Annotated in this window: 12 protein-coding genes and 1 tRNA gene; 9 read left to right on the top strand and 4 right to left on the bottom strand. The window is 61.1% G+C overall.

The window, feature by feature from the left end; genetic code table 11:
- Positions 1 to 41 precede the first annotated feature (41 nt).
- The 3 genes from ku to ACZ5U1_RS02135 are packed head-to-tail and all read left to right on the top strand — an operon-like array spanning position 42 to position 3,649.
- Entirely contained in the window at positions 42 to 908 is an 867-nt protein-coding gene (gene ku, locus ACZ5U1_RS02125) for a non-homologous end joining protein Ku (protein WP_464779171.1), read from the top strand.
- 3 nt (positions 909 to 911) lie between these two features.
- Entirely contained in the window at positions 912 to 3,404 is a 2,493-nt protein-coding gene (gene ligD, locus ACZ5U1_RS02130) for a DNA ligase D (RefSeq protein ID WP_464779172.1), read from the top strand.
- Positions 3,405 to 3,463: 59 nt separating this feature from the next.
- Positions 3,464 to 3,649, top strand: coding sequence for a hypothetical protein (locus ACZ5U1_RS02135; protein WP_449471522.1), 186 nt, complete (start codon positions 3,464 to 3,466; stop codon positions 3,647 to 3,649).
- A gap of 105 nt (positions 3,650 to 3,754) precedes the next feature.
- Here ACZ5U1_RS02135 and ACZ5U1_RS02140 read toward each other — a convergent pair whose 3' ends face one another.
- Complete coding sequence (locus tag ACZ5U1_RS02140) at positions 3,755 to 4,141, bottom strand: EF-hand domain-containing protein (protein ID WP_464779173.1); 387 nt, start codon at positions 4,139 to 4,141, stop codon at positions 3,755 to 3,757.
- A 268-nt stretch (positions 4,142 to 4,409) separates the two neighbouring features.
- On the opposite strand from ACZ5U1_RS02140, the gene purB reads away from it, so the two are divergent.
- On the top strand, positions 4,410 to 5,726 hold the full coding sequence (purB, locus tag ACZ5U1_RS02145; RefSeq protein WP_464779174.1) for an adenylosuccinate lyase: 1,317 nt from the start codon (positions 4,410 to 4,412) through the stop codon (positions 5,724 to 5,726).
- A gap of 147 nt (positions 5,727 to 5,873) precedes the next feature.
- Here purB and ACZ5U1_RS02150 read toward each other — a convergent pair.
- Positions 5,874 to 5,950 (bottom strand) — tRNA-Pro (locus tag ACZ5U1_RS02150).
- 99 nt (positions 5,951 to 6,049) lie between these two features.
- Positions 6,050 to 6,349, bottom strand: coding sequence for a JAB domain-containing protein (locus ACZ5U1_RS02155; protein ID WP_464779175.1), 300 nt, complete (start codon positions 6,347 to 6,349; stop codon positions 6,050 to 6,052).
- A 225-nt stretch (positions 6,350 to 6,574) separates the two neighbouring features.
- On the opposite strand from ACZ5U1_RS02155, the gene thyA reads away from it, so the two are divergent.
- The 4 genes from thyA (at position 6,575) to ACZ5U1_RS02175 (ending at position 11,459) form a co-directional block, all read left to right on the top strand.
- Positions 6,575 to 7,465: a thymidylate synthase gene (thyA, locus tag ACZ5U1_RS02160; protein WP_464779940.1), complete on the top strand. Its 891-nt coding sequence runs from the start codon at positions 6,575 to 6,577 to the stop codon at positions 7,463 to 7,465.
- 105 nt (positions 7,466 to 7,570) lie between these two features.
- Positions 7,571 to 8,905, top strand: a complete 1,335-nt coding sequence (locus tag ACZ5U1_RS02165) for a thiamine pyrophosphate-dependent enzyme (protein ID WP_464779176.1) — start codon at positions 7,571 to 7,573, stop codon at positions 8,903 to 8,905.
- A 193-nt stretch (positions 8,906 to 9,098) separates the two neighbouring features.
- On the top strand, positions 9,099 to 10,103 hold the full coding sequence (locus tag ACZ5U1_RS02170) for an alpha-ketoacid dehydrogenase subunit beta (protein WP_464779941.1): 1,005 nt from the start codon (positions 9,099 to 9,101) through the stop codon (positions 10,101 to 10,103).
- Between the two features lie 3 nt (positions 10,104 to 10,106).
- Positions 10,107 to 11,459 (top strand): dihydrolipoamide acetyltransferase family protein, encoded by a 1,353-nt coding sequence (locus ACZ5U1_RS02175; protein WP_464779177.1) that lies wholly within the window; start codon positions 10,107 to 10,109, stop codon positions 11,457 to 11,459.
- A gap of 152 nt (positions 11,460 to 11,611) precedes the next feature.
- Here the strand turns inward: ACZ5U1_RS02175 and ACZ5U1_RS02180 are convergent, their stop codons facing one another.
- Positions 11,612 to 12,082, bottom strand: a complete 471-nt coding sequence (locus tag ACZ5U1_RS02180; protein ID WP_464779178.1) for a hypothetical protein — start codon at positions 12,080 to 12,082, stop codon at positions 11,612 to 11,614.
- A 155-nt stretch (positions 12,083 to 12,237) separates the two neighbouring features.
- Here ACZ5U1_RS02180 and ACZ5U1_RS02185 point away from each other — a divergent pair, with 155 nt between their 5' ends.
- Positions 12,238 to 13,392: an AI-2E family transporter gene (locus tag ACZ5U1_RS02185; RefSeq protein ID WP_464779179.1), complete on the top strand. Its 1,155-nt coding sequence runs from the start codon at positions 12,238 to 12,240 to the stop codon at positions 13,390 to 13,392.
- Positions 13,393 to 13,432 lie beyond the last annotated feature (40 nt).

Raw genomic sequence — 13,432 nt, forward strand, 5'->3', positions numbered from 1 at the left:
GCCCGCCTGCGCATTTTCCTTGCGGCAAGGAGGTTCAGGACATGGCGGCGCGCGCATATTGGCAGGGGCAAATCAGGCTGGCCCTTGTGTCCATTCCCGTCGAAATCTATGCGGCCACCAAGTCCGGCGCCCAGATTGCCTTCCACCAGATTCATGAGCCAAGCGGCAAGCGCGTCCGCTACGAAAAGACCGTTCCCGGCCTTGGTCCTGTCAAGCCAGAGGACATCGTGAAGGGCTATGAAGTCAGCAAGGGCGACTATGTCCTGCTTCAGCCCGAGGAGATTGATGCGGTCAAGCTGGACAGCAAGAAGACGCTCGAACTGACGCAATTTGTGGACGCTGACGAGATCGACGTTCTCTATTATGAGCGGCCCTATTATGTCGTGCCCGCAGATGATCTTGCCGAAGAAGCGTTCATCGTCCTGCGCGAGGCATTGCGGCGGGCGAAGAAAGTCGGGCTGGGTCAACTCGCGATGCGCGGCCGGGAATATATCGTTTCCTTAAAGCCTTGTGGTCGCGGCATGGTGCTGGAGACGCTTCGCTATGCCGATGAGGTCAATCGCGCCCAGTCCTACTTTCGCGAAATTGAGGATGTGAAGCCCGATCCGGAACTGCTCGACCTTGCCGAAGCGCTCATTGAAAAGAAAACGGCGCCTTTCAAACCCGACAGCTTCCACGACCGTTATGTCGATGCGCTTGAGCGGCTGATCGAAAAGAAGAAGAAGGCCAAGGGCCGCCGCATCATCGAGGACGAGGATGAGGCTCCGGTCAAGTGCAGCGGCAACGTTATCGATTTGATGGCGGCGCTGAAGAAATCCGTCGATACCGGGGCGAAACGCGCGCCCGCCAAGAAACCGGCTGCGCGGCGCACCGCCAGCACCAAGGCTACCACGCGCAAGCGGGCATGACATATGGCCGAAGCCGACCCTCTGAAGGAATATAATCGCAAGCGCGACTTTACCCGAACGAAGGAACCGGCGGGAAAACGGAAACGCACAAGCGGCAATAGCTTCATCGTCCAGAAGCATGACGCGACGCGTCTGCATTATGATTTCCGGCTGGAAGTGGATGGCGTCCTGAAAAGCTGGGCGGTGACACGCGGCCCCAGCCTCGATCCCGCCGACAAGCGGCTTGCCGTTCGCACGGAAGATCATCCGCTATCCTATGCGAGCTTTGAAGGCACGATCCCGAAGGGAGAATATGGCGGCGGGACCGTGATGCTGTGGGATGAGGGCAGCTGGGAACCCGTGCCAGGGAAAAGTGCGAAGGACCTGGCGGAGGGCCATCTTCACTTCGTCCTTCACGGCAAGCGCATGAAGGGGGAGTGGCTTCTGATCCGCCTGAAGCCCCGGCCCGGCGAAGGAAAGAGGGAGAATTGGCTGCTCCGCAAGATCGACGATGCTTATGCTGGCCCTGCCGAGGATCTCGTGGGGCGGGAACTGACCAGCATCAAGAGTGGCAGGACCATGGGCGAGATTGCCGCCAACGCGCCAGCGATCTCGCTAAAGGGCAAGCGCGGAAAGGCTTTCGATGCCGCCATGGACCAAGCGAAGAGGGCGACGCCGGTTCAGCCTCCCGCCGAGCGCCGACAGGAAAAAGCACCGCCATTTCAGGCGCCGCAGCTAGCGACGCTGGTCGATGCCGTTCCCACGGGCAATGGTTGGCTGCATGAAATCAAATATGACGGTTATCGCAGCCTGATCAGCGTTTCTGGCAGTCATGTTCAGCTGTTCACGCGCACTGGTCTCGACTGGACTGACCGCTTCGCCCCACTAGCGAAGGAAATTGGCGGCATGAACCTTCCACCCATGCTGATAGATGGAGAAATCGTCGCACTCGGGGTCGATGGAAACCCGGACTTTTCAACATTGCAGCAGGTGTTGAAGGGCGAGGGTCAAGGTGCCCTCCACCTCTTCGCCTTCGATCTTCTTTCACTGGAAGGAGAGGATCTGACATGGCAGCCCAACGTCGCGCGTAAGGAAAAGCTCGCGGCTCTGCTGGGTCAGGGTAGCGCGCATGTGCATTTTTCCGACCATGTTATCGGCGCTGGCGAAAAGCTGTTCCGGACGATGTGCGAGGCCGGACAGGAAGGAATAATCTGCAAACGAGCGGATGCTCCTTATCGGGGCGCCCGAACGAAGAACTGGCTCAAGGTCAAATGCACCCGTCGGCAGGAATTTGTGATTGTTGGATGGACTCCCAGTTCCGCAAGCGGGCGCGCGATCCGTAACATCCTTCTGGCGCAGAATGATGATCAGGGACTCGTCTACGCGGGCAAGGTCGGCACGGGTTTCAATGCGCGGAACAGTGATCGACTGCTTCGCCAACTGAAAACACGTGCCCGCCAATCCCCTGCCTTGAACGTACCACGCAGCGAAACTCGGGGTGCTAAATGGGTGCGCCCTGACCTGGTCGCCGAAATCGCCTTCGCCGAGTTCACGAGCGACAATGTCGTGCGTCACGGGAGTTTCCTTGGCCTACGCGAGGACAAGAAGGCGGGCGAAGTAGCTCGGGAGAAGGTGATGGCTGTGCCTGAACAGGAAAGCGACGTTCATGTCTCAAATCGTGACCGGCTGATCTTTCCGGAAGCGAAGGTGACGAAGGGGCAGTTGGCTGACTATTATGAAGCGGCCGGGGCGATCATGCTGCCCTGGATAGCACATCGCCCGATAAGCCTGGTGCGCTGCCCACAGGGACGGGCGAAGAAATGCTTTTTCCAGAAGCATGACAGCGGCAGTTTTGGTGACCATGTGAAGCACGTCCCCATTCGCGAGAAGGACGGTGACGAGCAGGACTATCTTTATGTGGACGACATTGATGGGCTGATAGCTTGCGTCCAGATGGGCACGATTGAATTCCATGGCTGGGGTTCCCGGGTGGAGGATGTCGAAAAGCCTGACCGGCTGATCTTCGACCTCGATCCGGACGAAGGCCTCGACTTTGAAGATGTTAAGAAGGCTGCCCGCGACATTCGCCGCACGCTTGAGGACATAGGGCTCACCAGCTTTCCCATGTTATCCGGTGGGAAGGGCGTGCATGTGGTTGTCCCGCTTACGCCCGAAGCCGAATGGCCGCAGGTCAAGGATTTTGCAGACCGCTTCGCAAGAGCGCTCGCCGCCGCCGAACCCGATCGTTTCACGGCAACGATGAGCAAGGCCAAGAGGAAGGGCCGGATATTCATCGATTGGCTGCGCAATCAGCGGGGGGCTACGGCGGTGCTTCCCTATGTCGTCAGGGCGCGTGAGAATGCTCCGGTGGCGGTGCCCGTCAACTGGAAGGAACTGGAGGATATTGATCGGCCGGGCGCTTTCACTATCGCGGACGTGGATGAATTGATCACCCGCGCGGCGTCACGAGAGATGCGGGGATGGGGAGAAGCGCGGCAGACGCTGCCCGATTATTGAACTGATATCTGACAGCTATCTTTTCTCCGGCGCGACCTTGTTGCATAAGCCGATTCACCATGACCAAGTCCGACAAAGACGCGCCCGACGCGGGCGCCCCCGAACAGGCAACAGAAGCAAAGCCCGATCTGGCAACGGCTGCACGAAAGACAGCGGGCCGAGGCGTGTGGATGGGCACCGCAGTCGGCATAGGATCGGCCGCTATCGTTGCCGCCCTTCTATATACGAATAAAAAACGCGGCTGATTGGTACGGCCTAAAAGGGAGGCGGCATGGCCTTCGCTCCACGCCGCCCCATGCTGTGACCCATAGACCGGGTTCTCGTCAGCCTCGATAATAGCGGCGCGGAGATTACGCGGCGCCGCGGCTCAGATAGGCGATGAGTTCGGGCTTGCTCACGGACGTGCTTTTGTCCGCATCAGCTGTCTTGAATGCGCCATCAGCCCAAGTTGTGACGTCAGCGGCGGATAGTTTTTCACCGCTGTTTTTCATCTCCTGATCCTTGAGCGCAACCATCCAACGCGAAAACTCGGCCTTGTCGAGTTGACCGTCTCCATTGGCATCATAGGCCGGGAATTCGCTATCGACGATGGATGCAACGGTATCTGTCTGTGTTGCCGCCGGGCTTTGAGGAGATGTGCTCGCACTTGTCTGTGGGCTACCGGGCACAGAGCCAACCTGTCCGATGGCCGGAACGGCGGCAGACAGCGCAAATGAAAATATGAGGCCGCGTAACATCACTTTCTCCCTCGGCAGCTGTCGAGCAGGTCAGTTGCTCGATAGCTTGACCCATGAATACATAAGTGACGACTGCGTTTCCTGAATATCCATTCAGCGTCGGCAATTCGCCTGCGAAACTGGCTCATCCCGTCCTTGAACGCTGCGATATTCGGGGTAAGAAGTTGCCGGTACGGACGCGCGAACTCAAATGAGGACGCGATTTGCCCTTGAATGGCTGGACTGCTAGGCGGCGCGCGAACTTTTATCAGCAATCAGGATTCGTTCGATGGTCCCGCGCTACGCCCGCCCGAAAATGACAGCTCTCTGGGAGCCCGAGGCTCGATTTCGCATTTGGTTCGAGATCGAGGCGCACGCCACCGAAGCACTCGGTGAATTGGGTGTGGTGCCCAAATCAGCTGCCAAGGCGCTGTGGGATTGGTGGGCAACCAACCCGGCCATAGATGTGCCAGCGATCGACGCCATCGAGGCCGTTACCAAGCATGACGTCATCGCCTTCCTGACCTGGGTTGCTGAGCAGGTCGGCGACGAAGCGCGCTTCATGCATCAGGGCATGACCTCTTCTGACGTGCTGGACACCTGCCTTGCCGTGCAGCTTTCCCGTGCGGCTGACATCCTGATCGAGGATCTGGATCAGCTGCTCGATGTCATCAAGCGCCGTGCGTTTGAGCATAAATTGACGCCGACGATCGGACGCAGTCACGGCATCCATGCCGAGCCGGTCACTTTCGGTCTCAAGATGGCTGAGGCCTATGCCGAGTTCAGCCGGTGCCGGACCCGCCTTGTCGCTGCACGAGAAGAAATCGCGACCTGTGCTGTTTCTGGCGCGGTAGGCACATTCGCGAATATCGACCCGCGTGTCGAAGAACATGTCGCGGCCAAGCTGGGCCTGGCGGTCGAACCTGTTTCGACCCAGGTCATTCCCCGTGATCGCCATGCGATGTTCTTTGCCACCCTGGGCGTTATCGCAAGCTCGATCGAGCGCCTTGCCGTCGAGGTCCGGCATCTGCAACGCACCGAAGTGCTGGAGGCGGAGGAGTATTTCTCACCCGGCCAGAAGGGCAGTTCGGCAATGCCGCACAAGCGCAATCCGGTTCTGACTGAAAATCTGACCGGCCTTGCGCGCATGGTGCGCAGCTATGCGCTGCCCGCGATGGAAAATGTCGCTTTGTGGCATGAGCGCGACATCAGCCATTCGTCGGTCGAACGCTATATCGGTCCTGACGCCACCATCACGCTCGACTTTGCCCTGGGTCGTATGACCGGCGTCATCGACAAGCTGCTCGTTTATCCCGAGCGCATGATGAAGAACCTCGACAAGATGGGCGGTCTTGTTCATTCGCAGCGGGTCTTGCTGGCGCTGACGCAGGCTGGCGTCTCGCGCGAAGACAGCTATCGCTATGTCCAGCGCAACGCGATGAAGGTCTGGGAATCGGATGGCCAGCTTTCGCTTCTCGAACTGCTGAAGGCCGATCCGGAGGTATCCGCAGCTCTTACCGCTGAGCAGATCGAAGAGAAATTCGACCTCGGCTATCACTTCAAGCAGGTGGACACGATCTTCCGCCGCGTGTTTGGAGAAGCATGACGGGCGCTGCAAAGCTCATATGATAAAAGGGCGCGGAAACGCGCCCTTTTTTATGTGCTGCCAGGATGCAGCAAAAAACTACGGGTGGTCGGCTGCGGCGCATGTTGCGCGGCTGACGCCTCTATGGCTTTTGATATGAAAAGAAATTGGTCGGGGAGAGAGGATTCGAACCTCCGGCCCCTGCCTCCCGAAGACAGTGCTCTACCAGGCTGAGCTACTCCCCGACCGATAGCGGCATTGCTTGCAACGCCGCTGGGCAGGCGGGGTCTATAGAGGGGGCTTTTCGGGCTGGCAAGCGGCTGGGGGTGCTTTTTTTGACATGGTCATAATAGGCCCGCCGCGCGAAAGCTGAACTGGTCCGCAGTGCCCCGAATTATATGATCGGCGAGCTTGACCTCCATAGGCCGGAAGCGGCGAGCAACGGTCCGTGAAAGGCGAATGTCGCTCCAACATGGATAGGGGGATCGCTGGTCGGGGCGCTGCTGTTCGATTGTCAGCCAGTGGCTATCGCGCAGCAGCAGTTCCCGCACGATGCAACGCCAATCTTCATTGCCATCCACGCGGTGCAACGGGCGCCAATCATCGTCCAAGAGCAGGAATTGCATGTTTGCGGTTATAGTCATCGCGACAGGATGCTGCCGTGCCGACCGGCAATCACGGCCAACTGTCTCCACTGTGGAGGGGAAGGCAGGTAGAATGATCCGAAGCGAAAGCAAGATTGGCTAGCGGCTCTTCGCTCGGCTAAAGCGGGGCGGCGATTTTGGAATCGTCGCAGCAGGAAAGAACCCCCGTTGATCAGTACCGTCACTCCGGCCGAAGCGCATTACGAACAGCAATATCTGGACCTGATGCGCCGTATCTGGACGGACGGGGACGAGCGGATCGACCGGACGGGAGTGGGCACGCGATCTCTGCTGGGCGCGAGCATGCGTTTTTCGCTGGCCGATGATGCGGTGCCATTGCTGACGACTAAGCGTGTTTACTGGAAAGTGGCCGCGCGGGAGATGCTTTGGTTCCTGACGGGCGACACCAATATCCGTGAACTGGTGCGTCAAGGGGTGCATATCTGGACCGACTGGCCGCTGGATGCCTATCGCAAGGCTACGGGCGAGGACATCAGCCGGGACGATTTTGAGGCGCGGATCGTCGAGGATGCGGCCTTTGCGGGACGGTGGGGCGATCTGGGGCCGGTCTATGGGGCGCAGTGGGTGAACTGGCCGCGCTATGAAGCAGTCGGTGACGGGCTCTTCCGGCGGGCGGAGAGGGGGCACAACCAGATTGCTGAACTGGTCCAGGGGATCAGGAACAACCCGGGATCGCGGCGCCTGCTTTTTACCGGGTGGAATGTTGCGGAAGTGGCGCAGATGGCTCTGCCGCCTTGCCATATGACCTATCAATTCCAAGTGGCGAACGGGCGGCTCAACGGGCTGCTGTTCCAGCGCAGTTGTGACCTTGGCCTTGGGTTCGCGTTCAACATCTTCGGGCTGTCGATGATTACGCGGATGCTGGCGCAGCAATGCGATCTGGAGCCGGGGGAAATCGTCTGGCACGGTGGGGATGTGCATCTTTACTTGAACCATGCTGCACTGGTTGAGGAGCAGATCAGCCGGACGCCGGGAGGGGCGCCGAAGCTCAGGATAAAGAGGCGGCCGGAGAGCATTTTCGATTATCGGATCGAGGATTTCGAGGTGGTGGATTATGCGCCGCAGAGCCACATTGCGGCGCCGGTGGCGGTTTGAAGTCGAGAAGGAAATAGCGAAAAGACGGAACTCTTGCTTTTCGGGAGCGTTGTAATATAATAATTGCATCAAGCAATAATATTGCAAATGCGAGTAGGAGGCAGGATGGGCGACCGGAACGGTTCGGGCGCTGGAAAGGCCGGGACTCAAGGCGGCCGGGGTGCCGGAGAGCAGCTTTCGGCGGGCGGCCGGAACCTGCCGCCATTGCAGTTGCATGTGCCGGAACCTCAATTTCGGCCGGGCGATGAAGCCGATTTCAGTCATTTCGACATTCCTCCCGCGGGAACCTCGCGCAGGCCCGATGAGGCCGCGGACGCGGGCACGATGCGGGAAATGGCCTATGATCTTGTCCGCGTGCTGGATGAGGAAGGGCGCGCGGTGGGGCCGTGGGACCCGAAACTGCCACCCGAGATGCTGCTCCGCATGCTGCGCGGCATGGCGCTGACCCGCGCTTTCGACGGGCGCATGTTCCGCGCGCAGCGGCAGGGCAAGACCAGCTTTTACATGAAATCGACCGGCGAGGAGGCGGTGTCGATCGGCGCGGCGGCGGCGCTGGCGAGTGACGACATGTGCTTTCCCAGCTACCGCCAGCAGGGGATATTGATCGCGCGTGGCTGGCCGCTGGTCGACATGATGAACCAGATTTATTCAAACAAGGGCGACCGGCTGAAAGGGCGGCAGCTGCCGATCATGTATTCGGCGCGGGAGGCGGGGTTCTTCTCGATCTCCGGTAATCTTGCCACCCAATATCCGCAGGCGGTGGGCTGGGCCATGGCGAGCGCGGCGCGGGGCGACACGCGGATCGCGGCGACATGGTGCGGGGAAGGTTCGACAGCGGAAGGGGATTTCCATTCCGCCTGCACCTTTGCCAGCGTCTACCGCGCGCCGGTGATCCTGAACGTGGTCAACAACCAGTGGGCGATCAGCAGCTTTTCCGGCTTTGCGGGAGCGGAGGCGACGACCTTTGCGGCGCGGGCGATCGGCTATGGCATCGCGGGGCTGCGGATCGACGGCAATGACGCGCTGGCGGTCTATGCCGCGACGCGCTGGGCAGCGGACCGGGCGCGGGCCAACCATGGGCCGACGCTGATCGAGCATTTCACTTACCGGACCGAGGGGCACAGCACGTCCGATGATCCGAGCGCCTACCGGTCGGCGGACGAGGGGAGTCACTGGCCGCTCGGCGACCCGATCGCGCGGTTGAAGCAGCATTGTATCGCGATCGGCATCTGGGACGAGGAACGGCACGCGGCGATGGACAAGGAACTGGCCGAGCAAGTGCGTGAGGCTGCGAAGGAATCGGAGAAGAACGGGATTTTGGGACATGGGCTCCATCAGCCGATGGAGAGCATGTTCGAGGATGTGTTCGAGGAGATGCCCTGGCACTTGCGGGAGCAGCAGCGGCAGATGCTGGATGAAGCGAAGGCGGCTGGGTTGTGAGGGGGGTAAAGCAATTTTCCTCGCCCCTTCGGGGGAGAGGATACCGTAGCTTGCCAGCTCGCTGGCTAGCGGAGGTTGGAGAGGGGGGAGAGGGCGGAGTTCCCCTCTCCCAGCTTCGACTAGGCGGCAGAGCCGCCAAGTCTGCGCAACCCTCTCCCCTGAAGGGGCGAGGGGAATGACTGACACCCGCCAGATGAGTATGATCCAGGCGGTCAACAGCGCTCTCGACGTGATGATGGAGCGTGATCCCGATGTCGTCGTGATGGGGGAGGATGTCGGCTATTTTGGCGGCGTTTTCCGGGCGACGGCGGGGTTGCAGAAGAAATTTGGCAAGAATCGGGTGTTCGACACGCCGATTACCGAGACCGGGATCATCGGCGTCGCAGTGGGCATGGGCGCCTATGGGTTGCGGCCGGTGCCGGAAATCCAGTTTGCCGACTATATCTATCCCGCGCTTGACCAGTTGGTGAGCGAGGCGGCGCGGCTGCGTTATCGGTCGGCGGGGGAGTTCATCTCGCCGATGACGGTGCGGTCGCCCTTTGGCGGGGGTATTTTTGGGGGGCAGACGCACAGCCAGTCGCCCGAGGGCATCTTTACCCATGTTTCGGGGATCAAGACGGTCATCCCGTCGACCCCCTATGACGCAAAGGGGCTGCTGATCGCGGCGATCGAGGATAATGATCCGGTGATCTTCTTCGAGCCCAAGCGCATCTATAATGGGCCGTTCGATGGCCATTATGACCGGCCTGCGAAGAGTTGGGCGGGGCATCCGGGCGCGATGGTGCCGGAGGGCTATTATCGCGTGCCGCTGGGGCAGGCGCGCACGGTGCGGGAGGGCGAGGCGCTGACCATCCTCTGCTACGGCACGATGGAGCATGTGATCGAGAGCACCGTCACGGAGATGGGCGTGGATGCTGAGATCATCGATCTGCGCACGCTGGTGCCGCTGGATATCGAGGCGATCGAGCAGTCGGTGAAGAAGACTGGCCGCTGCCTGATCGTGCATGAGGCGACGCGGACCAGCGGTTTTGGCGCGGAGCTTTCCGCCCTGGTGCAGGAGCGGTGCTTCTATCATCTGGAAGCGCCGATCGAACGGGTGACGGGATTCGACACGCCTTATCCGCACAGTCTGGAATGGGCCTATTTTCCCGGGCCGGTGCGGATCAGGGAAGCGATCAACAAGATCATGAGGGATTGAGCGATGCCCCTGTTCACGTTCAGGCTGCCCGACATTGGCGAAGGCATTTCCGAGGCGGAGATTGTCGGCTGGCATGTGAAGGTCGGCGACCGGGTGGAGGAAGACCAGCCTATCGCCGACATGATGACTGATAAGGCTACGGTCGAGATGGAGAGCCCGGTCGCGGGGGTGGTGACGCGGCTGGCAGGGGAAGCGGGTGAGCAGGTCGCGATCGGGGCGATGTTGGTGGAGATTGAGGTTGAGGGGGAGATTGAAGCCGATACACCGGAAGGACGTGAGGTAGCGGGTTCGTCGGTGAACGGGATTGTTTCGTCGGTTGAGCGGGCTGAACGAGCTTCTCCGGAAGGAAATCTCAAAGAACCCTCTCCCCTTCAGGGGAGAGGGTTGGGAGAGGGGGAGCTAGGCGAAACGTCCGCGTCACAGCCCCTCTCCCCAGCCCTCTCCCCTGAAGGGGAGAGGGGGCAGAAGGCGTCTTTCTCGGAGGAGAAGGCGGGAAAGAAGGTGCTTGCCTCCCCCGCCGTTCGTGCTCGCGCCAAGGAACTCGGGATAGACCTGTCCCAAGTGAAGCCGACCGGCGATCACATCCGCCATTCGGACCTCGACGCTTTCCTCCTCTACGGCGCGGGGCAGGGCTATCGGCCCGCCGGACAGCATGCGCGGCGCGAGGATGAGGTGGTGAAGGTCATCGGCCTGCGCCGCCGCATCGCGGAGAATATGGCGGCGTCCAAGCGGCATATCCCGCATTTTTCCTATGTGGAAGAGATCGACGTCACCGAACTGGAACGGATGCGCGCGCAGTTGAATGATGAGCGTGGCGATCGGCCGAAGCTGACGATGTTGCCGCTGTTGATCGTGGCGATTTGCCGGGCGCTGCCGGACTTTCCGATGCTGAACGCCCGCTATGATGACGAAGCGGGTGTGGTGACGCGGTTCGGCGCGTTGCATTTGGGGATCGCTACGCAGACGGACGCGGGGTTGATGGTGCCGGTGATCCGGGACGCGCAGGACCGGAATATCTGGCAGTTGGCGGGCGAGATCAGGCGGCTTGCCGAAGCCGCGCGATCGGGCAAGGCGAAAGTGGAGGAGCTCTCCGGATCGACTTTGACGCTGACGTCGCTGGGGCCGCTGGGCGGGGTGGCGACTACGCCGGTCATCAACCGGCCGGAGGTGGCGATTATCGGGCCTAATCGGGTGATCGAGCGGCCGGTGTTTCGAGGACGGGAGGTTGTGGCGGCGAAGCTCATGAACCTGTCGATCAGTTGCGACCATCGTGTGGTGGATGGCTGGGACGCGGCGAATTTTGTGCAGGCGGTGAAGCGGTTGCTGGAGACGCCGGTTCTGTTGTTCGTGGAGTGAATGGCTGCGCCCTCTCCCCTTCAGGGGTCGCAGGAAGGCACGCGACTTCCTGCGAGGCTGGGGAGAGGGGAGCAACACTTGCTCAGTACAGTCCCCTCTCCCGGCTTCGCTGCGCTCGCCACCCTCTCCCCTGAAGGGGAGAGGGGATTTGGTCACCGCATTGTCGCCCGGTAGCTCAGGCGCGCAGTCTCGCCCGGCGACAGGCGCGTGGGACTGGTCCAGCGTATATGGGTGATGTCGGCGGGAACGGCCCTGCGGACGCCGCCCAGCGGGGTGGGCAGCCAAAGCTCGTCCAGACGACCCCAGCGTTGACCGCCGTCCACCGATACTTGCATCGATGGATCGGGCGCGGTGAGGAAGGTGCCGCGAGGCACCGCGTTGGTGAGGGCGATGCCCTGTACCGGCTGGCGGCCTTCGTTGCGCCAGTTGATGACGAAAAGAAGCTGGGCGCCCGGTGCTGCGCGGCTGGCGCTGGCGAGGGTGCGGCGGGCTCGGCCGTTGATATCGGTATGGACGCGCTCCACGAACATTTGCGTTTCCATGCGCAGGTTCGTGCGGGCCAGCGAGGGTGCGGACAGCAGTGCCCATCCCGCCATGCCCAGCAGCGCCAGTTTACGCATCATCCGTTCAAAGCCCCATCCCTGTTTCGTTATTGCTTAGGACAGGGGGAGCGAAAATTTGGTTAATGAGCCTTAGTCATGTCCGGGCCGATGAATGAAATTGACGGGCTGTTGCTGCCCGTACACATTGTCGACATGCGGGCAGGATCGATCATTCAGTGACACCTCATGAACAGCTGGAGATCAACCGGCGGCGGGATCGGCTGCTGGCGTCCATCGCGCTGACGACGGGCGTTGGGCTGCTCCTTGCCTTGCCCTTTGCCTTGCGTGAGGGGGCGGAGTTTTTTCTGCCACTGACGGCGGCGGTGGTGATCGCCATTGCGCTGGTGCCGTTTCTCGAATGGATGGAGCGGCGGCGGGTGCCTTCCGCCGTGGCGGCGCTGGCGGCGGTGATTGCGTTCCTGGTGGTGGCGAACACCGCGCTGGTGCTGATCGTCGTGCCGGCGACCGACTGGTTCAGGCTGCTGCCACAGCGTTTGCCCAAGATTCAGGACAATCTGGCGCCGCTGATCGACTTTTATTCCCAGTTGCAGCATTTCGTTGACGAGACGGTGCAGATGCTCGCGACGGGGCCGGTGGCGGCGGCGCAGACGGCGGCGGTGGATGCGCCACGATCGCTGTTGCAGTTCGCCGCGACATCGGCGCCTTCGGCGATCATCCAGATGGTGTTCGCGCTGCTCATCATCTATTTTTTCCTTGCCGGTTGGACGCGGTTGCGGCGGCGGACGATCAACAGCCGGGGCAGCTTCGACGGCGCGATGGCGGTGGCGCGGGTGATCCAGAATGTGGTCGATGCGACATCCGCCTATGTGCTGACGATCGCGACGATCAACCTGTGCCTTGGGCTGGCGGTAGCGTTTGCGCTGTGGCTGATCGGCATGCCTTCGCCGCTGATGTGGGGCGGGATCGTCGCGCTCTTGAATTTCGTGCCCTATTTTGGGCCGATGTTGGCTGCGGCTTTGTTGGCGCTGGGCGGCCTCATGGTGTTTGACGATGTGTGGCGGGCGCTGGCGCCTGCGGTGACGCAGATCGGCTTTCACCTGGTGGAGGCGAATGTGATCACGCCGATGGTGCTGGGGCGGCGGTTGACGATGAACCCGCTGCTGATTCTGGTGTCGCTGACTTTCTGGGGATGGGTGTGGGGGACGCCGGGCGCGCTGCTGGGCGTGCCGTTGCTGATCATCATACAGACCGTAGTGGCGGCTGCTGGAACACCGGATATCGCTGGTTTCCTGTTCGAGCGGGGGACGCTGACGGTGGCGTTGCGCGAAGAAAATGACGAGAAAGAAGAAAGTGGCGAAAGAGCCGGTTGACAGGTCCGGCGGTCCCGCATAGATGCCCGCCCACACCGAA

It is taken from the genome of Sphingobium sp. TomTYG72 (assembly GCF_055394715.1).